The organism is Pseudomonas sp. 8_5_2 (genome assembly GCF_059295255.1).
In genome coordinates, this window is record NZ_CM181238.1 from 5,328,643 (window position 1) to 5,348,565 (window position 19,923).

The following is a 19,923-nucleotide window of genomic DNA, read 5'->3' on the forward strand; positions in this document are numbered from 1 at the left end:
ACATTTACCGTGGACAACATCTGGCCTGTGGAAACAACGGCTTGCGGTAGGATGAATGCGGGGAGGATGAGAGGCCTTCGACAAGTTGTCCACATTGAGAATGGGGCTGCGTTGCAGCCCCGATACAACTCAATGCCCGCCAAGGTATGCGTTGCGCACTTCCTCGTTGACCAGCAGCTCCTGCCCCGTCCCGGTCATGCGGATCTGCCCGTTGACCATCACATAAGCCCGGTCCGACAACTTCAGCGCATGGTTGGCGTTCTGCTCCACCAGGAAGATGGTCATGCCGGTCTTGGCCAGCTCGCGCAAGGTCGAGAAGATCTGCTTGACCACGATCGGCGCCAGCCCCAGCGATGGCTCATCCAGCAGCAGCAACTTCGGCCGGCTCATCAGCGCCCGGGCAATCGCCAGCATCTGCTGCTCGCCGCCCGACATGGTCATGGCCCGCTGACTACGCCGCTCCTTCAAGCGCGGAAACAGCTCGTACATGCGCTGCATGTCTTCAGCGGCATGCTTGTCGCCGATGGGGATGGTACCCATCATCAGGTTTTCCTCGACGCTCATGTCGGGGAACACCCGGCGCCCTTCCGGCGACTGGGCAATGCCGTTGGAGGCGATGTAGTGCGACGACTTGCGGGTGATGTCGGTGCCGCGGTACACGATATGCCCGGAAGCCGCGCGCGGCTGGCCAAAAATCGACATCAGCAGGGTCGACTTGCCCGCCCCGTTAGCGCCAATCAGGCTTACCGTCTCGCCTTCGTTGATGTGCATGGAGACTTTTTTCAGCGCCTGGATCGGCCCGTAGAACACGTCCAGGTCCTTCAGCTCGAGAATGGGTGCACTCATACCAGTTCCTCTTCGTCGGCACCCAGGTAGGCGGCGATCACCGTCGGGTTGTGGCGGATGTCCAGCGGCGCGCCTTCGGCAATCACGTTGCCATGGTCCAGCACCACGATGTGGTCCGAAATGCTCATGACCATGCCCATATCGTGTTCGATCAGCACCACGGTGATGTCGTGCTCGTCACGCAGCACCCGGATCATGCGGCTGAGGGCCTCGGTTTCCTGTGGGTTCAGCCCGGCTGCCGGTTCGTCCAGGCAAATGATCTTCGGCCGCGTGCACATGGCCCGGGCAATTTCCAGGCGGCGCTGCTGCCCGTACGACAGTTCGCCGGCCAGGCGGTTGGCGCAGTCGACCAGGTCGACCACTTCCAGCCAGTAGAACGCGTGGTCCAGTGCGTCGCTTTCAGCCTTGCGGTAGGCCTTGGTGTTGAACACCCCGGCCAGCAGGTTGCGGTTGACCCACATGTGCTGGGCGACCAGCAGGTTTTCCACCACCGACATTTCCTTGAACAGGCGAATGTTCTGGAAGGTGCGCGCCAGGCCGGCGCGGTTGACCAGGTGGGTACCGCCAAACATCTTGTAGTACATGCGGTTGGCAAAGCGCGCCGGCGAAACGAAGTCGGCGGCCTGGAAACGCTCGCCAAGCAGCTGGATGACGTTGGTCCGGCTGCCGCGCACGTTCAACTCGATACGCCCGCCGCTGGCCTTGTAAAAGCCGGTCAGGCAGTTGAACACCGTGGTCTTGCCGGCGCCGTTGGGGCCGATCAGGGCGAAGATCTGGTTGCGCCGGACCTTCAGGCTGACGTCGCTGAGCGCCTTGATGCCGCCGAACTGCATCATCAGGTTGTCGACCGATAGAATGATATCGTCGCTCATGGCGCCACTCCTTTACGCGGGGTCACACCGGTACGGCTGATGCGGATCAGCCCACGCGGTCGCCAGATCATCATCAGCACCATCAGCACGCCGAACAGCAGCACCCGGTACTCGGAGAAGCTGCGCAGCAGCTCGGGCGCCACGGTCAGCACGAACGCCGCGATGACCACGCCCACGGTCGAGCCCATGCCACCCAGCACCACGATGGCAAGGATCAGCGCGGATTCGAAGAAGGTGAACGATGACGGGTTGACGAAGCCTTGGTAGGTGGCGAAAAACACCCCGGCAAGGCCGGCTGTGGAGGCACCCAGGGTAAAGGCCGAAAGCTTGACCAGTACGTGGTTGAGGCCCATCGAACGGCAGGCGATCTCGTCTTCACGCAGTGCTTCCCAGGCCCGGCCGACCGGCATGCGGGTCAGACGGTGCTTGATGTACAGAACGGCCAGCACCACCATGAACAGCACCGCGTAGATGAACACGAACTTCAGGTTGGCGTTGTAATCGAAGCCGAAGAACTCATGGATCGGCACCCCGCCATCCTTGGCCCGGCGGCCGAATTCCAGGCCGAAGAAAGTCGGCGACGGCGCTGGCATGCCGTTGGGCCCACCGGTGAACGACAGCCAGTTGTTCAGCACCAGGCGGATGATCTCGCCAAAGCCCAGGGTCACGATGGCCAGGTAGTCACCGTGCATGCGTAACACCGGGAAGCCCAGTATGCACCCCGCTAGCGCAGCAGCGATGGCCGCCAGCGGCAGCACGCTCCAGAAGCCCAGGCCAAGGTACTGGTAGCCCAGCGCCAGGCCGTAGGCACCAATGGCGTAGAACGCCACGTAACCCAGGTCCAGCAGGCCGGCCAGGCCTACCACGATGTTCAGGCCAAGGCCCAGCAACACGTAGATCAGGCCGAGGATGACCACGGTCAGCAGGTACTTGTTGGCAAAGATCGGGAAGACGATGGCGATCACGATCAGTGCCGGGATGATGTAGCGCAGTCGCGACTTGTAGTCCGGCGCGTTCACATGCACTCCCGAGCCGCCACTATCGAAGCCCTGGAGCATGCGGCGGCCGGCGCCCGTCTGCAAATACAGGCTGAGCAGGAAGCGGCCGAGCATCACCCCACCCACCAGCCATGCCACGCGGCGGGGTTCGGCATTGAAGGTGTAGCCGTCGAGCACCACGCCGACGACCGGGCCAAAGACAATGAGCGCCAGCAGGCCGGCGACGATGGTCTCCAGCAGGCTGCGTTTGAGATCGAAACCGCTGGTTTCGGAAACAGGGGCAGTTTTGGCAGTGGACATGTTCACACCTTAGCCACGAGCGGGCGACCCAGCAGGCCTTGTGGGCGGAAGATAAGGATCATCACCAGCAGCGAGAAGCTGAACACGTCCTTGTAGTCGGAGTTGATCAGGCCGGAGAACAGCGACTCGGAAATCCCCAGGATGATCCCGCCAAGCATGGCGCCAGGCAGCGAGCCGATGCCGCCGAGCACCGCAGCGGTGAACGCCTTGATGCCGATGATGAAGCCGGCGTAGAAGTCGAAGGTGCCGTAGTTCATGGTGATCAGCACGCCAGCCAGGGCGGCCATCACTGCACCGATGACGAACACATAGGAAATCACCCGGTCGGTGTTGATGCCCAGGATCGAGGCCATCTTGCGGTCTTGCTGGGTGGCGCGGCACATGCGGCCGAGCTTGGTGTACTTGATCACATAGGTAAGCAGGCCCATGCCCAGGAACGCTGCCACCAGGATGAAGATCTTGGTGTAGGTCAGTTGCACGAAGCCGGTGCCGACTTCGACACGCATTGCGCCTTCAAGCAGGGTTGGCACGCCTTGCTGGCGGGCGCCCTGGCTGATCTGCGCGTAGTTCTGCAGGATCAGTGAAATGCCGATGGCGCTGATCAGCGGGGCCAGGCGGGTGGAGTTGCGCAGGGGTTTGTAGGCGATGCGCTCGATGGTGAAGCCGTATACACCGGTGACGACGATGGTGAACAACAGGGTGCCGAGCATCAGCAGGGGGAACGATTCGACACCGAAGTAAGCCAGCAATGCCAGGCTGATTGCCGCGAGGTACGCGGAAATCATATACACCTCGCCGTGCGCGAAGTTGATCATGCCGATAATGCCATAGACCATTGTGTAGCCGATGGCGATCAGGCCATAGACCGACCCGAGGGTCAGGCCGTTGACCAGTTGCTGCAGGAAAATACCATCCATAACGCAATCTCACCTGATTGAGACTGCACGGGCGCCGGCCACGGATGAGGCGGCCTCATACGGCGCAGAACCGTGCAGATCTCCGAATAAGGACAGGTACCGCGGGGCTGCGGCCCGGCGCGAGGCGCCCGGGCCGTTGGCCGTTGTTATTTTTGTTTTTCCAGCTGGTGGTACTTGCCGTCCTTGTCCCACTGGTAGACCACGTAGTCGGACACAGTCAGGTCGCCCTTGCTGTCCCACTTTTTCTCACCCATCACAGTCTTCACCGGGTTGGCCTTGAGCCACTTGGCCGCGTCCTCGCCCTTGTTCGACTTCGAGCCATTGAAGGCAGCAGCCAAGGCCTGCAGCGAGGCATAGGCGTACAGGGTGTAGCCTTCAGGCTCGGTACCGGCCTTGCGGAACTCCTCGACCACGGCCTTGCTGTCGGGCAGCATGCGCGGGTCGGCACCGAAGGTCATGTAGACGCCATCAACGTACTGCGCACCACCGGCGGTGGACACCAGTTCGTCGGTGACGATGCCGTCGTCGGACATGAACTTGACGTCCTTCAGGCCCTGCTCGCGCAGCTGGCGGACCAGCGGGCCGGCTTCCGGGTGCAGGCCGCCGAAGTACACCACGTCGGCACCGGTGGAGCGGATCTTGGTGACCACGGCGCTGAAGTCTTTCTCGCCGCGGGTCAGGCCTTCATACAGCACCGGCGTGACTCCGCGTTTGGTCAACTGCGCCTTGGTCGCATCGGCCAGGCCTTGGCCATAAGTGTCCTTGTCGTGCAGCACCGCGACTTTCTTGCCCTTGAGCACATCGACAATGTAGTCACCGGCGACGATGCCCTGCTGATCGTCACGGCCGCACATCCGGAACATGGCGCTAAGCCCACGCTCGGTGACCTGCGGGTTGGTAGAGCCCGGGGTAATGGCGATTACGCCAGCTTCGTCATACACCTCGGAGGCCGGGATGGTATTGGAGGAGCAGAAATGCCCTACCACGCCGATGACCTTGTCCTGGTCGACCAGGCGGTTGGCCACAGCCACGGCCTGCTTCGGTTCGCAGGCGTCATCGCCTTTGACCAGGACGATTTTCTCGCCGTTGACGCCACCGGCGGCGTTGATTTTGTCGGCCGCTGCCTGCGCACCTTTCATGTACTGCTCGCCAAACGCTGCGTTTGCCCCGGTCATGGGGCCCGCTACGCCGATCTTGACGTCGGCCTGAACATACGAAGAAACACCCAGTGCCGTAGCCACGGCCAGTGCCAGGAAACCTTTCTTGTAAAACGTCTGCGACATGAGGTGGTGCTCCTAGAGTTTTTTTTGGTTGGCACTACAACTTCTCAGCCCTGTGCTCAGAGCAAGGGCCGTGCCATAGGTTTTGTCTTCCGGGAAAACACACTGCGCGGGTCGCCTGCAGGCGACCGACGGCCTTTTCTTTACTGAGCGTGCAACCGTCTGCCACGCGACAGGCGCTACCACCCGTACAGACAAGGAGCAACCGTCGAGTGCCATCATTGCAACCCTGACAAGTGTTTACGTGCAACCGCCCTGTAACAGCAGACGTCACCGAAGTGCACACCACTGGTGCGCGACTGCTACAGGCGGCACCGTTTGAAGGCTAGCCGGTGCACGGAAAAACACCTCTGTTTTGGCCGGTCCACGGCCTCTGTGGGAGCGGGTTCACCCGCGAAGAGGCCAGCACAGGCACTACCAGCCCAAAAAGGCTGGCACAATGTCCGCCATTCGCCGCTTCCGGAGCCCCCTTGATGAGCGAAAGCGCATTTGCCGAGCGCATCGTGCACAACCTGCTCGACACCGACTTCTACAAACTCACCATGATGCAGGGCGTGCTGCACAACTACCCGGACGCTGACGTCGAATGGGAGTTCCGCTGCCGCAACGGCGAGGACCTGCGCCCCTACCTCGGCGAGATCCGCAACCAGCTCGAACTGCTCAGCGACCTCACCCTCGATGATGGCCAGCTGGGCTTTCTCGAACGCATCAGCTTCCTCAAGCCGGACTTCCTGCGTTTTCTGCGCCTGTTCCGCTTCAACCTTCGTTACGTGCGCATCGGCATTGAAAACGACCAGCTGCTCCTGCGCCTGAAAGGCCCGTGGCTGCATGTGATCCTGTTCGAAGTGCCGCTGCTGGCAATCATCAGCGAAGTACGCAACCGCCATCTGCACCCGCGCCTGCGCCTGGCCGAGGCCCGCGACCAGCTCTACCGCAAGTTCGACTGGCTGCGCGCGCACGCCAGCGACGACGAGCTGGCCGAACTGCAGGTGGCCGACTTCGGCACCCGCCGGCGCTTTTCCAGCCGTGTGCAGGAAGAAGTGGTACGCGTGCTGCGCGACGATTTCCCGGGCCGCTTTGTCGGTACCAGCAACGTCGATCTGGCATGGAAACTGGACATCAAGCCGCTGGGCACCATGGCCCACGAGTGGATCATGGCCCATCAGCAGCTCGGCCCACGGCTGATCGACAGCCAGATCGCCGCCCTGGACTGCTGGGTCCGCGAGTACCGCGGCCTGCTCGGTATCGCCCTGACCGACTGCATCACCATGGATGCATTCCTCAGCGACTTCGACCTGTACTTCGCCAAGCTGTTCGACGGCCTGCGCCACGACTCGGGCGAGCCAGTGGCATGGGCCGAAAAGGCCATAGCGCACTATCAGAAGCTGGGTATCGACCCGATGACCAAGACCCTGGTGTTCTCCGACGGGCTCAACCTTACCCGGGCCCTCGAGATCTTCCGTGCCCTGCGCGGTCGCATCAATGTCAGCTTTGGCATCGGCACCAACCTGACCTGCGACATTCCAGGTGTGGCACCGATGAGCATCGTGCTTAAAATGACCGACTGCAACGGTGCACCGGTGGCCAAGATTTCCGATGAGGCCGCCAAGACCCAGTGCCGCGACGAGAACTTCGTCGCCTACCTGCGCCATGTATTCAAAGTCCCCAGCAAGGAGTAACCCATGCAAGCGGTTCAGCTAGAGATTGCCCAGGCGCTGAAGGTCCAGCCGCCATTCGCCGACGCCGCCGCGCTCGAGGCCGAAGTCGCCCGCCGCGTGGCGTTCATCAAGGACTGCCTGGCCAATGCCCGGCTCAAGACCCTGGTGCTGGGCATCAGCGGCGGCGTCGACTCGCTGACCGCCGCCCTGCTCGCCCAGCGCGCCATCAACGAACTGCGCGCCGAAACCGGGGACAAGGCCTACACCTTCATTGCCGTACGCCTGCCGTATCAAGTGCAGCACGACGAGCATGACGCCCAGGCGTGCCTGGAAGTGATCAATGCCGATGAACTGCACACCGTGGACATCGCCCCGGCAGTGCGGGCGCTGGCGAATGAAGTTGAAGCACTGAAGAACGGCTCGCCAACCTTGGTCGACTTCGTGGTCGGCAACGTCAAGGCGCGCACGCGCATGGTCGCCCAGTACACCATCGCCGGCGCCCGCGCAGGCCTGGTGATCGGCACCGACCACGCCGCCGAGGCGGTGATGGGCTTCTTTACCAAGTTTGGTGACGGTGCCTGCGACCTGGCGCCGCTGAGCGGGCTGGTGAAAAATCAGGTACGGGCCATTGCGCGCAGCTTTGGTGCGCCGGAATCACTGGTGGAGAAGGTGCCGACTGCGGACCTGGAAGACCTGGAGCCGGGCAAGCCGGACGAAGCGTCGCATGGCGTGACCTACCAGCAGATCGACGCGTTCCTGCATGGGCAACCGGTTGACCAGGCAGCATTCGACATCATCGTCGCCACCTACCGCAAGACCCAGCACAAGCGCGAACTGCCTTTCGCCCCTTGATCAATGTAGAAAGGCCTGTGGGTGAACTGTGGGAGCGGGTAAACCCGCTCCCACAAAGTCGGGCGTCAGGCCTTGATTACTTGACTACAACCTTGCCCTTCATCATCGAGATGTGGCCCGGGAAGGTGCAGAAGAAGCTGTAGTCACCACCGGCTTCCAGCTTGGAAGTGTCGAATTTGACTTCGGTTTCTTTTTCCGGCGCACCGATCATCGCGGTGTGGGCAATGATGTTGGCGTTATCTTCTTTCAGATAACCCTTCTCGATGCCCTGGGTCATGCCTTCGGTGGCAATGCCCTGCATGTCGGCAGTCTTGCTGATCACCAGGTTATGGCCCATGACGTTCTTCGGCAGGTTGCCGGAGTGGGTCAGTTTGACGGTGAATTCCTTGCAGCTCTTGTCGACGGTGAATTCTTTGGTGGTGTACGACATCTGGTCGGTCGACTCGACCGTTACCGAGCACTCGGCGGCGAAGACAGAGGCGCTGGCGAGGGTCAGCAGGGATACCGCTACAGCTTTCGCAAACATCATGAATCTCCTTGGCAGGGTTTTATCAATTGCGAGACTGCCTGAAACCGTTCCTCCCCTCGCTGATATGGGTCAAGGGGGTGTCAAGTGGTCAGTCAGTAGAATTGTTCAATGGATTGTATACAACCAATCTAAGGGCACATCATGCCCTTTTAATAGACGATGGGACAACCTCTCATTTAGGAGCAATACCAAATGCCCATCTCCGCATTTATCAACAGCCTGCTCGCCGCCTATGCCCACGGGGCTACGGGCGCCATCTGCGAATTCTCCCGCCCGGAATGAATGCTACCTTGGAAGCAGCGTGCGTGCGCCGTACCCTGTCCACCTGAGTGACAGGAGATGAGCAATGCCCGTACGTTCCGTTTGTGTATTCTGCGGCGCCAGCATCGGCGCCAACCCTGCCTACCGTGAAGCAGCCGTCGCGCTTGGCCAGGCCATTGCGCGTCGGGGTCTGACCTTGGTCTACGGCGGTGGGGCAGTCGGCCTGATGGGGGTGGTTGCCGACGCAGCGATGGCTGCGGGTGGTGACGTGGTCGGGATCATCCCGCAAAGCCTGCTGGATGCCGAGGTCGGCCATAAAGGCCTGACCCGCCTGGAAGTAGTCGACGGCATGCATGCACGCAAGGCACGCATGGCCGAGCTGAGCGATGCCTTCATCGCCCTGCCGGGTGGGCTGGGTACGCTGGAAGAATTGTTTGAAGTCTGGACCTGGGGGCAACTGGGCTATCACGCCAAGCCGCTGGGCCTGCTGGATGTGAACGGCTTCTACGAGAAGCTGGGCGGGTTCCTCGATCACGTTGTCGAAGAAGGCTTCGTGCGCCCGCAGCACCGGGCGATGTTGCTGCTGGGGCAGCTGCCGGATGAGCTGCTGGACGGCATGGACAGCTTTGTCGCGCCGGTGGCGCCGAAGTGGGTCGACAAAAGGCCCGACTAAAGCTGATACAGGGGCTGCTTTGCAGCCCAATCGCCAGCAAGCCAGCTCCCACAGGGATTGCACGAAGGCCAAGGCTGGCGCTGTGCCGGGGAGCCAACTCCCTCAGCCAATGCACAAAAGCCAAGGCTTGCGCTGTACCTGTGGGAGCTGGCTTGCCGGCGATTGGGCCGCAAGGCGGCCCCAGAAATCAACGCGGGATGACAGGCTGGCGCGGTTTCTTGCCGCTGCCCTTACCACCCTTGGCTGCTTCCTTGCGCTCCTTGGCCGCCTGCTGGTTGCGGGCAAACGCGTCGGCCTTGGCCTGCTCGCGCTTGTCCCACGGCTTGCTGCCATCGCTGCCACGCGGCGGCAGGCCAGTGTGCTGGGTAAGGATCTTCTGTTCCTTGCCCACCTTGTGGCTGCCAGCCGGGGTCGAGTTCTTGCGACGCGCGCTCTGGTAGGTGTCACTCTGCGGCTGGTGCAGCGGGATCAGTTGGTGCTTGCCCGGACCGATCAGGTCGGCCCGGCCCATGCGCTCCAGCGCTTCACGCAGCATCGGCCAACCTTTCGGGTCGTGGTAACGCAGGAACGCCTTGTGCAGGCGGCGCTGCTCGTCGCTCTTGACGATTTCCACGCCTTCGCTCTTGTAGGTCACCTTGCGCAGCGGGTTCTTGCCCGAATGGTACATGGCCGTGGCCGAGGCCATTGGCGACGGGTAAAACGCCTGCACCTGGTCGGCGCGGAAGCCGTTGCCCTTGAGCCACAGGGCCAGGTTCATCATGTCTTCGTCGGTGGTGCCCGGGTGCGCCGCGATGAAGTACGGAATCAGGTACTGCTCCTTGCCCGCTTCTTTCGAGTACTTCTCGAACATGCGCTTGAAGCGGTCGTAGGTGCCGATGCCCGGCTTCATCATCTTGTCCAGCGGGCCACGCTCGGTGTGCTCCGGGGCAATCTTCAGGTAACCGCCCACGTGGTGGGTCACCAGCTCCTTGACGTATTCCGGCGATTCCACGGCCAGGTCGTAGCGCAGGCCCGAGGCAATCAGGATCTTCTTCACACCCGGCAGGGCACGGGCCTTGCGGTACAGCTCGATCAGCGAGCTGTGGTCGGTGTTGAGGTTTTCACAGATGCCAGGGAACACGCACGACGGCTTGCGGCAGTGCTTCTCGATTTCGTGGCTTTTGCAGGCGATGCGGTACATGTTGGCGGTCGGGCCGCCAAGGTCAGAGACCACGCCGGTGAAGCCCGGCACCTTGTCGCGCATCTCCTCGATCTCGTGCAGGATCGACTCGTGCGAGCGGTTCTGGATGATGCGGCCTTCGTGCTCGGTGATCGAGCAGAAGGTGCAGCCACCGAAGCAGCCACGCATGATGTTCACCGAGAAACGGATCATCTCGTAGGCCGGAATGCGCTCTTTGCCATACGCCGGGTGCGGAATACGCGCGTAGGGCATGCCGAACACGTAGTCCATTTCTTCAGTGGTCATGGGGATGGGTGGCGGGTTGAACCACACGTCCACTTCGCCATGCTTCTGTACCAGCGCACGAGCGTTGCCCGGGTTGGTTTCCAGGTGCAGCACGCGGTTGGCGTGGGCGTAGAGCACCGGGTCGTTACGCACCTTTTCAAATGAAGGCAGACGGATCACCGACTTGTCGCGGGTCATACGCGGGCTGTCGAGAATCTGCACCACCTTGGCTTCGTTCGGGTCTTCCTGGTCGCCTTTGGCCTGCTCGATGGCACAGGCCTGGGTGTCCTGGGTGTTCACGTACGGGTTGATGATCTTGTCGACGCGGCCCGGCCGGTCGATGCGGGTGGAGTCGATCTCGAACCAGTCCGCAGGCGTGTCACGGCGAATGAATGCGGTGCCACGCACATCGGTGATGTGCTCGATCTTTTCGCCCTGGGACATGCGCTGGGCAACCTCGACGATGGCCCGCTCGGCGTTGCCGTACAGCAGGATATCGGCACTGGCGTCGACCAGGATCGAATGACGGACCTTGTCCTGCCAGTAATCGTAATGGGCGATGCGCCGCAGCGAAGCCTCGATGCCACCCAGCACGATCGGCACGTGCTTGTAGGCTTCCTTGCACCGCTGGCTGTACACCAGGCTGGCACGGTCCGGACGCTTGCCGGCCAGGCCACCAGGGGTGTAGGCGTCGTCGGAACGGATCTTCTTGTCCGCCGTATAGCGGTTGATCATCGAGTCCATGTTGCCCGCAGCCACGCCGAAGAACAGGTTCGGCTCGCCGAGCTTCATGAAGTCGTCTTTCGACTGCCAGTTCGGCTGGGCAATGATGCCCACGCGGAAGCCCTGGGCTTCCAGCAGGCGGCCGATGATGGCCATGCCGAACGACGCGTGGTCGACGTAGGCATCACCGGTCACGATGATGATATCGCAGGAGTCCCAGCCGAGCAGATCCATCTCCTCCCTGCTCATCGGCAGGAAAGGTGCTGGCCCGAAGCATTCGGCCCAGTACTTGGGATAGTCGTAGAGTGGTTTGGCTGCTTGCATGTCAGTGACCGGTTCTGTTGTGCAGGGAAATCGCGGGCGCGGAATATAGCACAAATTTTGACCAAATCCGACTGTCTTCGTGGGGATTGGTGGGTTGGGCGACGGTTGGGGGGTGGGCGCGCCGGGTGTTCGCCGCTGCAGTTTCGGCGCCTAGGAGACCGAGCGCCGCGCGGGCGGCGCTCGGTCTTCTAGGCGCTGAAATTGTTGTGGCGAACACATGGCTGCCTTCATGCAACCTGAAGCCGCCCCCTCACCTCTTCATCCCCAACTCTGCATCATCCATCAGCGCCTTGGCCATCGCACTCAGGTAATGGGCCGCCCAGATCATCATCGGTTTCTCATCCATCAACCCGATGATGGTCAATTCGCGCACATAGCCCATCAATTCCGAAGACTGCTCGCGTGCGTCCCTGCACGGTATGCCCGCCTCGATGCGAAACAGCGGATGGGCGCCGTTTTCGCCTTGGTAGAAAGTTGTCTTGCCGACAGTGAACTGGGTGTCGTCTGTTGTCATTGTTCAATCCCCCTGAAAATTCTCGACTGCCTCGGCCGGCCTCTTCGCGGGTAAACCCGCTCCCATAGGTACGGCACAAGCCTTGAAATCCTGGGAGACCCTGTGGGAGCGGGTTCACCCGCGAAAGGGCCGGACCAGGCGACATATCAACGAAGCCTTACAGCAGGCCTCTGCCGCTGCATCGGGGGGTCTTCAACAAAAGGGGGATCGTGGGGTGGATCGGGGACAATTTTCAGCATGCTTTAGCTCTCTGTAGGTTCACAAGAGCCGCACTCATTGACTTGCAGTGTGATGGGTGGCGGCCACGTACGGGTCTGCAAGACCGGACAGAGAACGAAAACCGGCAGGTTCGAAAACCTCCCGCACGCAGCCACCATCAAGCGGGCCAATGGCGTGCCATTGGCTTACGGTGAACAACATTCGTTTCCTGATCAGGCTTGCAGGCCCGGTCGCTGCTTTGGCAACGACAAAGCCAGACTAGGCCGCCCAGAAAACCACCGCAATGGCGCAAAGGCGGTTGAAAGCTATTTCAGAAACGGCCTACACGCAACGGGAAAAATCTGATTATTTTTTGGCAATCAGGTCAAGATCGTAGCGTGCCCTGTGACGGTTTCGCCTTAATACCAACCAATGGCCGACGGGTATATGACGACAGTTTAGTTTCCCCCTATGAGATCCAGGCAGGCCTCAAAAGCAAGGAAGATTACCCACAGGAAAACCTGAACTTGCTTGGGCTCACGATGACCGCGCTGCCCCCTGCTGAGCGATCGCAATCCCTTCAGGTTTTTACTGAATGTTTAGCCTATCCAGCCCTCAGAAAATGCTAACCGGCTAATTATTAGTGCTTTTTTCTTTATCTCTTAATAACTGCAGGAATCGCCCCTCAAAACTTAGTAAAAAATCCTACGTCAACTTTCCTCAAGAAATCACGAGCAGCTCTTGGACCAAGAAAAAAACAAGTGATACAACAGTGACGCGCTGAAAGGCGCACTCAAATCAACTTTATAGGAGCAATAGCCATGGGACGTCGTCGTTCTGAAATCAACATGCCTCAGATCTCTCGCGTGATGAACTACACATTTACCGAGTCCGAGGTTGACTTCCTCAACATGCTGTAAGCACTAAGCCAGAAGGGGCTTTGCCCCTTCTGGCCTGACCTAGGAGCTAAAGATGATCACCGAACGCGAGTTGACCACAGAAGAAGCCTACAATCGCCTCACAAGGCTACATCAGCATCTGGGCTTTCACTCGAAAACAAAGCTATCAAAAAATAATAACTTGGTCGCCACATGCCACTTATACGACAGGACCTACAAGGAAGTCTCTTGCGGAGCAGGAAAGGGGGAGCATTGTGAACTAGGAGCCCTTGCCGAAAGCCTAGAGCATTACTTCGTCGACAAGGCCACTCCAAACATCATCGAAAGTGACAAAATCTTACAATCCATAGCCCCTTTCGACGACCGGCTACTAAAGTCCATCCCGCCTAGCTGCAAAATACCTTATTTTGCAATTCAAGCATTGGACAGCTACGATGAAATAAAAATACCAGCGATATTGATAGCTCCCTCCTCCAGCAACCTTGAAGCAATTGAGAAAACTGCAGCAGGATTTCTTGCCAAATATGCGAGCAACTCTGGAACAGCGATTGGCTGCACCGAGAGCGAAGCCCTCTTACATGCCATGAATGAAACGATCGAACGTCACGCCCTGTCAATGTACTATCTATCGCTTTGCAATCTGAGCTCGCCCCCAGAAATCTATCGACCCTCCGATTCTTTTCTGGAAGAGACCTTTGCACATGACACCAAGCTTCTCTGCCATGCGAAAAAGCTAGATATATACTTAACCCACGACTTCTATGACGTTCCATTTTGCATTGCTATTTCTCGCAGCAAAAAAGAAGGTTCTCTCAGCGGCGTCGGCTCGGGAAGCTCCATAAATCCATCCATTGCAATGTACCGCGCTGTAACTGAACAGATTCAGTGCGAACAGCTTTATGGGTCGAAAGAAAAACAAGAAGATCTCACCACGGAAAAAGTGCTCATATACTCGGCAAAGCTATCCTCACTTCTGCACCCACGCCCTAAGTACAACGTGCCTGAATATCATCCACCTCGCCTAGAGCTAAGCGTACGCGGACAGATCAAGCGCACGCTGATCAACCTGGGCAAGGATAATAAAACTGTATTCTACCGCACACTATATGAGCACCCCAGCCTCGCCTCAGTCGTACAAGTTTTCATACCCGGACTGGAGCGCTTTCATTTAATAAGGTCCGGAATTCCAGTCGCGCCGCAGAGCGCATTCAAAGGCATAAGGCAATGATATGCATATTTACCGAGGCCTCTTCGCCGCCCTGAGCGCGACCTTAGTTCTCAAAGTTGCGACCGTCGTACCTGCCCTGATCCTGGCCGACATTATCGACAACCTGTCTACCTCGGCCACGTCTTCTCTCGTTCTGCTCGGTGCCTTCATATGCCTTGTCGCACTACAAGCCTCGTTGACCCCTTTACAAGCCTGGTGCCTTGCGCGGCTCTGCCAAGAGCGCGTGAAGCAGCTTTCTATGCGCTGGTGCCGAGGGTTGCTGGACAAACGTTTCGAGGCTTATGGACAACTCCATGGCGGAACCTTGGTAAAGGTACTGGATAGAGGAATAACGGCCCAGGAGCGGTGGCTAGGCTTTCTGATTGGCTCGGCGTGGCCGGTCTTGGCCGAAGCAGTGGTGCTGGTCGCGCTGTTTGCGTACCTCGGGGCTACCTCGGTATTGATCGGCCTCATCCCCTTGAGCTTGGCGTATCTGTGGACAAACGATCGACTGGTGCGCTGGCGTCGCCCCCGTATCGAAGCAGTCAACTCGCGAGAAGACGAACTGGCGGAACAATGGGTTGACACCTTCGCCAGCGCGTCAACGGTCAAGCTGGAGAAGGCCGAGGATGCTGCAATGATTCCGGTCAACCAGACACTGTCGGGCTATGCCGACTCGGCGATAGGGGTTGCCTACAGTGGCGGATGGCTACAGGGCCTGCGCACCCTGTTCATTGGGCTGGGCAGTGGTGGTTTACTGTTGTGGGGTATCCATGATCAATCCCAGGCAACACCGCATCTGAGCCTGGGCGAGCTTGTTGCCCTCTTTACTCTGGTGAGTGGGTTGCTCGCCGGCGTTGCACAACTGGCGGAAGCCTGGCGATTGCTCGATCAGTTCCGGCTCGACAAACGCAAGCTCGAACACTGGCTGCAACTTCCGGTGTTCGGCCCGACAGAATCCATAAAGGCAGAGCCCTCAGATGAAAACGCAGGGCTTTGCATTACCCCCTGTCAACTCAGCGCTCGAAACGCGCTGCAACTGCTGATCGATGAGCCCTTGATAATTCGTGCAGGAGAACGGGTTGCGCTGATTGGGCCCAGCGGGTGCGGCAAGTCCACACTTCTGCATGCGCTGGCAGGAACAGTATTCCAGTTGCGCAAGCATGTTCACCTGTACGGCAGATGTCTGGCAGCACTTGATGCTTGTGAGCAGTTCAGTCGTTTACGACTCTGCCCTCAGGATGCGCACTTCATACCCGGCCCACTGCCCCGCTCAGTGCTGTTAGAGCAAGCTCATGATCGCGGTCAAATCGAACGATGGCTTGAACGACTGAGCCTGAGTAAAGACTGGTACGAACTTGATCTGGATGCACGCGCAGAATCCATTTCGGGTGGAGAAGCACGCAGGCTGACGTTGCTACGCTTGCTTAACCGGCCCGGCGAATTCAATTTCTTTGACGAGCCCACAGCTGGGCTTGATGCCGGATCGGCAGAGCGCACCTGGGACCTGTTATTCGAAACATTCCAAGGGAAAGGGTTGATCTGCGTCACGCATGATCAGAGCGCATTGTCGCGGTTTGACCGGGTTATCACCCTGAGCGAGGGGCGCATCATCAGTAAAGCAAGAACGAAGATCGCTCAGCACACTGAGCCAGCAGGCGCACCGCACACCCTGTGGGAGCGGCATTAGCCGCGAACACCGGCATAGCCGGTGCCATCCTCCGCGATGGATTCTTCGCGGCTGAAGCCGCTCCCACAGAGTTCCTGTTAAGCCGGTAGATATTCGCAGCCTAATTAAACCGCGCTTTATTCATCATCATCGAAGTTGTACATGCCCGGCGCAAGGTTCTCGAAGCGGGTGTACTTGCCGATAAACGCCAGCCGCACAAAGCCGATGGGGCCGTTACGCTGCTTGCCGATGATGATTTCAGCGATGCCCTTATGCTCGGTTTCGGGGTGATACACCTCGTCCCGGTACACGAACATGATGACGTCGGCGTCCTGCTCGATTGCACCCGACTCACGCAAGTCGGAGTTGATTGGGCGCTTGTTCGGCCGCTGTTCAAGGGAGCGGTTCAGCTGCGACAGTGCAACCACCGGGCAGTTGAACTCCTTGGCCAACGCTTTCAAGGAGCGGGAGATTTCGGAAATTTCGTTGGTACGGTTATCACCGCCGGAACCTGGAATCTGCATGAGCTGCAGGTAGTCGACCATGATCAGGCCGATTTCGCCATGCTCCCGCGCCAGGCGGCGAGTACGTGAACGCATCTCAGAGGGGCTGATGCCGGCCGTATCGTCGATGAACAGCTTGCGGTCATTGAGCAGGTTGACGGCCGAAGTCAGGCGCGGCCAGTCGTCATCATCCAGCTGGCCGGAACGCACCTTGGTCTGATCGATGCGGCCCAGGGACGAGAGCATACGCATGATCAGCGACTCACCTGGCATTTCAAGCGAGAAGACCAGCACCGCCTTGTCGCTGCGCAGCACCGCGTTCTCCACCAGGTTCATGGCGAAGGTGGTCTTGCCCATCGAAGGACGACCCGCAACGATGATCAGGTCAGCTGCCTGCAAACCGCTGGTCTTCTCGTCCAGGTCGGTATAACCGGTGGAAACGCCGGTGATCTCGCTGTCGGAGTTGAACAGCGTGTCGATCCGGTCGATGGCCTTGGTCAACAGTTCGTTGACGCCTACCGGCCCGCCAGTTTTCGGCCGCGCTTCGGCGATCTGGAAAATCTGCCGCTCGGCGTCGTCGAGGATTTCCTCGGCGTTTCGACCTTGGGGGTTGAACGCGTTATCGGCGATGTCGGTGCTGATGCTGATCAGCTGGCGCAGCGTGGCACGCTCGCGAATGATCGCGGCGTACGCCTTGATGTTGGCTACCGACGGGGTGTTCTTGGCCAGCTCGGCCAGGTACGCCAGGCCGCCGATCTGCGAGGACACGCCTTCCTTGTCCAACTGCTCATGCAGCGTGACCACGTCGAACGGGTGGTTAAGGTCCACCAGCTTGTGGATGGCCCGGTAGATCAGGCGGTGGTCATGCCGATAGAAATCGCCATCGGACACCTGGTCCAGCACCCGCTCCCAGGCGTTGTTGTCCAGCATCAGGCCACCGAGCACGGCCTGTTCGGCCTCGATGGAATGCGGCGGCACCTTCAGGGCGGCGGTTTGCAGGTCAAGCTGTTCGGAGGTGGTGATCTCGTTCATGGCCACGAAAGAATTCTGGAGGACGAAAAAGACAAAGGGCACGGCCTGTATAAAACAGGACCGTGCCCGATGTTAACCGCCTGGCTCACCAGGAGCCAGCCAGTCAGCGCAGCTTAGGCAGCTACGACGACCACACGTACGGTGGCTTCAACGTCGCTGTGCAGGTGCACGGCTACGTCGTATTCGCCAACCTGACGGATGGTGCCGTTCGGCAGACGAACTTCAGCTTTGGCCACTTCAACGCCGGAGGCGGTCAGGGCGTCAGCGATGTCGTGAGTGCCGATCGAACCGAACAGCTTGCCTTCGTCGCCAGCGGTGGCAGTGATGGTCACTTCCAGCTCGGCCAGTTGGGCAGCACGGCTTTCAGCCGAAGTTTTCTTGTCGGCAGCTGCTTTTTCCAGCTCGGCACGACGTTCTTCGAACGCAGCCAGGTTGGCGGCGTTGGCAACGGTGGCCTTGCCGAATGGCAGCAGGAAGTTACGGCCGTAACCAGCCTTAACTTTTACTTTGTCGCCCAGGTTGCCCAGGTTAGCGACTTTTTCCAGCAGGATCAGTTCCATTTGGTAAAACCTCTTAACTTTTAACCTTCACCGTTCGCGGAGTCATTCCCCTTGGGGGACTTGCGACCGCGAAAATCAATCAGGCTGTCGACAATGGCCAAGACCATCAGCAACGGATAAATCAGCTGCATGATCAGCGGCAGCGTCACGTACATGCCCACCAGCCAGAAACCAGCCAGTCGGCCCTGTGCCACCAGCCCGTGCATCAAGGCGATGCCGGCCAGTACCAGTACCAGGCTCGAGGCCGATGCCAGAATGATGAACTGCGACCCGATAAACGGAGCCACCACCATCACTGCCACCAACACCGCCATGGTCTGTTTTGGCAGCTTCAGGGCGCGAAACTCGCGACCGAAGCCTCCAGGGTTGTACAACGCTGCCTGCCAGTAGCGCGCCAGCACCAAGGCCAGCACACTGAACAATTGCACCGTCACTGCTGTGGAAGCGACCAGCACAGGGCGGATCAGCTCACCGGAGAGCACCGGTTGCCCTTCGATTTGCGGCATGGCCTCGGCAAAAGCCTTGACCAGCATATCGAAAGTCGGTGCCAGCGCCAGATCGAGCACGAGGCTGAAAGCCACGGCGAACACGGCGCTGACCACCAACACGCGGCTCCAGGGTTGCTCGGCACGCAACATGGCGGCCATGGCCAGGGCACCCGCAATCACCATGAAGGTGATGGGATCGCCCATGAACCACACGGCCAACCCGGCCAGCAGGCCGCCGGCGATGACCGTTGTAGCATCCTTGAACCCGCGCCGCAGCAGCACAAGGCTGCCGGCAGCGGCACTCAACCAGAACAGCAGCGGCAGTACCGCGCTGATGACCACCACCAGGGTGGCCTGCACACGACCGCGCATGATGAAGCTTGCTAACGCTCGCATGCTAATCCCTTACTGCTTGTCGACGACCCGGTCTCAGCGGCCGTGGCTGTCGGTGTAGGGCAGCAGGGCCAGGAAGCGGGCGCGCTTGATAGCGGTAGCCAGCTGACGCTGATAACGAGCTTTGGTACCGGTGATGCGGCTTGGAACGATCTTGCCGGTTTCGGATACGTAAGCTTTCAGGGTGTTGAGATCTTTGAAGTCGATCTCTTTCACGTCTTCAGCAGTGAAGCGGCAGAATTTACGACGACGGAAGAAACGTGCCATTTAATAGGCTCCTCTAAAGGTCCGTGGATTACTCGTCAGCGTTATCGCTGGAGTCGCTGTCATTGCTGTCGTCGCCTTCGGCGGAGTCAGCATGCTCAGGACGCTCGCGACGCTCACGGCGCTCGCTGCGGTTTTCTTCAGCCTTCAGCATCTCGGACTGACCGGTAACGGCTTCGTCACGACGGATGACCAGGTTACGGATAACGGCATCGTTGTAGCGGAAGTTGTCTTCCAGCTCGGCCAGGGCCTTGCCGGTGCACTCAACGTTCAGCATCACGTAGTGAGCCTTGTGAACATTGTTGATTGCGTAGGCCAGTTGGCGACGGCCCCAGTCTTCCAGGCGGTGGATCTTGCCACCATCTTCTTCGATCAGCTTGGTGTAACGCTCAACCATGCCGCCGACTTGCTCGCTCTGGTCCGGGTGAACCAGGAAGATGATTTCGTAATGACGCATGAATGCTCCTTACGGGTTAGTAGTCTGCCAGCGAATCTGGTCAGACAAGGAGTGAATGACAC

General features: G+C 59.5%; 18 protein-coding genes. 5 read left to right on the top strand and 13 right to left on the bottom strand.

Going from position 1 to position 19,923, the window contains the following annotated elements:
- Positions 1-129: 129 nt before the first annotated feature.
- The 5 genes from AC5O5R_RS24425 to AC5O5R_RS24445 form a co-directional block, all read right to left on the bottom strand.
- Positions 130-846: an ABC transporter ATP-binding protein gene (locus AC5O5R_RS24425; RefSeq protein ID WP_494514791.1), complete on the bottom strand. Its 717-nt coding sequence runs from the start codon at positions 844-846 to the stop codon at positions 130-132.
- Complete coding sequence (locus AC5O5R_RS24430; RefSeq protein ID WP_494514792.1) at positions 843-1,718, bottom strand: ATP-binding cassette domain-containing protein; 876 nt, start codon at positions 1,716-1,718, stop codon at positions 843-845. The genes AC5O5R_RS24425 and AC5O5R_RS24430 overlap by 4 nt, the downstream gene beginning before the upstream one ends.
- Positions 1,715-3,016: a high-affinity branched-chain amino acid ABC transporter permease LivM gene (gene livM / locus AC5O5R_RS24435; RefSeq protein WP_172286397.1), complete on the bottom strand. Its 1,302-nt coding sequence runs from the start codon at positions 3,014-3,016 to the stop codon at positions 1,715-1,717. Before livM ends, AC5O5R_RS24430 begins: the two co-directional genes overlap by 4 nt.
- Positions 3,017-3,018: 2 nt before the next feature.
- On the bottom strand, positions 3,019-3,933 hold the full coding sequence (locus AC5O5R_RS24440) for an ABC transporter permease subunit (RefSeq protein ID WP_172226771.1): 915 nt from the start codon (positions 3,931-3,933) through the stop codon (positions 3,019-3,021).
- Between the two features lie 146 nt (positions 3,934-4,079).
- Positions 4,080-5,216 (bottom strand): branched-chain amino acid ABC transporter substrate-binding protein, encoded by a 1,137-nt coding sequence (locus AC5O5R_RS24445; RefSeq protein WP_172226768.1) that lies wholly within the window; start codon positions 5,214-5,216, stop codon positions 4,080-4,082.
- Positions 5,217-5,686: 470 nt separating this feature from the next.
- On the opposite strand from AC5O5R_RS24445, the gene pncB reads away from it, so the two are divergent.
- Both pncB and nadE read left to right on the top strand, forming a co-directional pair.
- Positions 5,687-6,892, top strand: coding sequence for a nicotinate phosphoribosyltransferase (pncB, locus tag AC5O5R_RS24450; protein WP_494514793.1), 1,206 nt, complete (start codon positions 5,687-5,689; stop codon positions 6,890-6,892).
- Between the two features lie 3 nt (positions 6,893-6,895).
- Positions 6,896-7,723: an NAD(+) synthase gene (gene nadE / locus AC5O5R_RS24455; protein WP_172226762.1), complete on the top strand. Its 828-nt coding sequence runs from the start codon at positions 6,896-6,898 to the stop codon at positions 7,721-7,723.
- A 76-nt stretch (positions 7,724-7,799) separates the two neighbouring features.
- Here nadE and azu read toward each other — a convergent pair whose 3' ends face one another.
- Positions 7,800-8,249 carry an azurin gene (gene azu / locus AC5O5R_RS24460; RefSeq protein ID WP_084966628.1) on the bottom strand — a complete coding sequence of 150 codons (450 nt, stop codon included), beginning with the start codon at positions 8,247-8,249 and terminating at the stop codon, positions 7,800-7,802.
- Positions 8,250-8,598: 349 nt separating this feature from the next.
- On the opposite strand from azu, the gene AC5O5R_RS24465 reads away from it, so the two are divergent.
- Positions 8,599-9,186, top strand: coding sequence for a cytokinin riboside 5'-monophosphate phosphoribohydrolase (locus AC5O5R_RS24465; RefSeq protein ID WP_172226741.1), 588 nt, complete (start codon positions 8,599-8,601; stop codon positions 9,184-9,186).
- A 187-nt stretch (positions 9,187-9,373) separates the two neighbouring features.
- Here AC5O5R_RS24465 and AC5O5R_RS24470 read toward each other — a convergent pair whose 3' ends face one another.
- Both AC5O5R_RS24470 and AC5O5R_RS24475 read right to left on the bottom strand, forming a co-directional pair.
- The gene (locus tag AC5O5R_RS24470) at positions 9,374-11,677 is read right to left on the bottom strand and encodes a YgiQ family radical SAM protein (protein ID WP_172286400.1); all 2,304 of its coding nucleotides are present in this window, start codon (positions 11,675-11,677) and stop codon (positions 9,374-9,376) included.
- Positions 11,678-11,927: 250 nt separating this feature from the next.
- On the bottom strand, positions 11,928-12,191 hold the full coding sequence (locus AC5O5R_RS24475; RefSeq protein ID WP_494514794.1) for a DUF3077 domain-containing protein: 264 nt from the start codon (positions 12,189-12,191) through the stop codon (positions 11,928-11,930).
- Between the two features lie 1,170 nt (positions 12,192-13,361).
- Here AC5O5R_RS24475 and AC5O5R_RS24480 point away from each other — a divergent pair.
- Both AC5O5R_RS24480 and AC5O5R_RS24485 read left to right on the top strand, forming a co-directional pair.
- A complete protein-coding gene (locus tag AC5O5R_RS24480; RefSeq protein WP_494514795.1) occupies positions 13,362-14,516 on the top strand; it encodes a YcaO-like family protein in 1,155 nt (384 codons plus the stop codon).
- 1 nt (position 14,517) lies between these two features.
- Complete coding sequence (locus AC5O5R_RS24485) at positions 14,518-16,185, top strand: ATP-binding cassette domain-containing protein (RefSeq protein ID WP_172286403.1); 1,668 nt, start codon at positions 14,518-14,520, stop codon at positions 16,183-16,185.
- A 116-nt stretch (positions 16,186-16,301) separates the two neighbouring features.
- On the opposite strand, the gene dnaB is transcribed toward AC5O5R_RS24485, so the two are convergent.
- The 5 genes from dnaB to rpsF form a co-directional block, all read right to left on the bottom strand.
- The gene (gene dnaB / locus AC5O5R_RS24490; protein WP_494511748.1) at positions 16,302-17,699 is read right to left on the bottom strand and encodes a replicative DNA helicase; all 1,398 of its coding nucleotides are present in this window, start codon (positions 17,697-17,699) and stop codon (positions 16,302-16,304) included.
- 113 nt (positions 17,700-17,812) lie between these two features.
- Positions 17,813-18,259: a 50S ribosomal protein L9 gene (rplI, locus tag AC5O5R_RS24495; protein WP_075804740.1), complete on the bottom strand. Its 447-nt coding sequence runs from the start codon at positions 18,257-18,259 to the stop codon at positions 17,813-17,815.
- A 20-nt stretch (positions 18,260-18,279) separates the two neighbouring features.
- On the bottom strand, positions 18,280-19,143 hold the full coding sequence (locus tag AC5O5R_RS24500) for a hypothetical protein (RefSeq protein ID WP_494514796.1): 864 nt from the start codon (positions 19,141-19,143) through the stop codon (positions 18,280-18,282).
- A gap of 33 nt (positions 19,144-19,176) precedes the next feature.
- Entirely contained in the window at positions 19,177-19,407 is a 231-nt protein-coding gene (gene rpsR / locus AC5O5R_RS24505) for a 30S ribosomal protein S18 (protein ID WP_003249563.1), read from the bottom strand.
- A gap of 28 nt (positions 19,408-19,435) precedes the next feature.
- Positions 19,436-19,861 carry a 30S ribosomal protein S6 gene (gene rpsF / locus AC5O5R_RS24510; protein WP_003249557.1) on the bottom strand — a complete coding sequence of 142 codons (426 nt, stop codon included), beginning with the start codon at positions 19,859-19,861 and terminating at the stop codon, positions 19,436-19,438.
- Positions 19,862-19,923: the final 62 nt, after the last annotated feature.

What these genes read in the sequence shown, in the direction of transcription:
- AC5O5R_RS24425 (WP_494514791.1), bottom strand. Translation starts at nt 846, where the DNA reads ATGAGTGCACCCATTCTCGAGCTGAAGGACCTGGACGTGTTCTACGGG.
- AC5O5R_RS24430 (WP_494514792.1), bottom strand. Translation starts at nt 1,718, where the DNA reads ATGAGCGACGATATCATTCTATCGGTCGACAACCTGATGATGCAGTTC.
- livM (WP_172286397.1), bottom strand. Translation starts at nt 3,016, where the DNA reads ATGTCCACTGCCAAAACTGCCCCTGTTTCCGAAACCAGCGGTTTCGAT.
- AC5O5R_RS24440 (WP_172226771.1), bottom strand. Translation starts at nt 3,933, where the DNA reads ATGGATGGTATTTTCCTGCAGCAACTGGTCAACGGCCTGACCCTCGGG.
- AC5O5R_RS24445 (WP_172226768.1), bottom strand. Translation starts at nt 5,216, where the DNA reads ATGTCGCAGACGTTTTACAAGAAAGGTTTCCTGGCACTGGCCGTGGCT.
- pncB (WP_494514793.1), top strand. Translation starts at nt 5,687, where the DNA reads ATGAGCGAAAGCGCATTTGCCGAGCGCATCGTGCACAACCTGCTCGAC.
- nadE (WP_172226762.1), top strand. Translation starts at nt 6,896, where the DNA reads ATGCAAGCGGTTCAGCTAGAGATTGCCCAGGCGCTGAAGGTCCAGCCG.
- azu (WP_084966628.1), bottom strand. Translation starts at nt 8,249, where the DNA reads ATGTTTGCGAAAGCTGTAGCGGTATCCCTGCTGACCCTCGCCAGCGCC.
- AC5O5R_RS24465 (WP_172226741.1), top strand. Translation starts at nt 8,599, where the DNA reads ATGCCCGTACGTTCCGTTTGTGTATTCTGCGGCGCCAGCATCGGCGCC.
- AC5O5R_RS24470 (WP_172286400.1), bottom strand. Translation starts at nt 11,677, where the DNA reads ATGCAAGCAGCCAAACCACTCTACGACTATCCCAAGTACTGGGCCGAA.
- AC5O5R_RS24475 (WP_494514794.1), bottom strand. Translation starts at nt 12,191, where the DNA reads ATGACAACAGACGACACCCAGTTCACTGTCGGCAAGACAACTTTCTAC.
- AC5O5R_RS24480 (WP_494514795.1), top strand. Translation starts at nt 13,362, where the DNA reads ATGATCACCGAACGCGAGTTGACCACAGAAGAAGCCTACAATCGCCTC.
- AC5O5R_RS24485 (WP_172286403.1), top strand. Translation starts at nt 14,518, where the DNA reads ATGCATATTTACCGAGGCCTCTTCGCCGCCCTGAGCGCGACCTTAGTT.
- dnaB (WP_494511748.1), bottom strand. Translation starts at nt 17,699, where the DNA reads ATGAACGAGATCACCACCTCCGAACAGCTTGACCTGCAAACCGCCGCC.
- rplI (WP_075804740.1), bottom strand. Translation starts at nt 18,259, where the DNA reads ATGGAACTGATCCTGCTGGAAAAAGTCGCTAACCTGGGCAACCTGGGC.
- AC5O5R_RS24500 (WP_494514796.1), bottom strand. Translation starts at nt 19,143, where the DNA reads ATGCGAGCGTTAGCAAGCTTCATCATGCGCGGTCGTGTGCAGGCCACC.
- rpsR (WP_003249563.1), bottom strand. Translation starts at nt 19,407, where the DNA reads ATGGCACGTTTCTTCCGTCGTCGTAAATTCTGCCGCTTCACTGCTGAA.
- rpsF (WP_003249557.1), bottom strand. Translation starts at nt 19,861, where the DNA reads ATGCGTCATTACGAAATCATCTTCCTGGTTCACCCGGACCAGAGCGAG.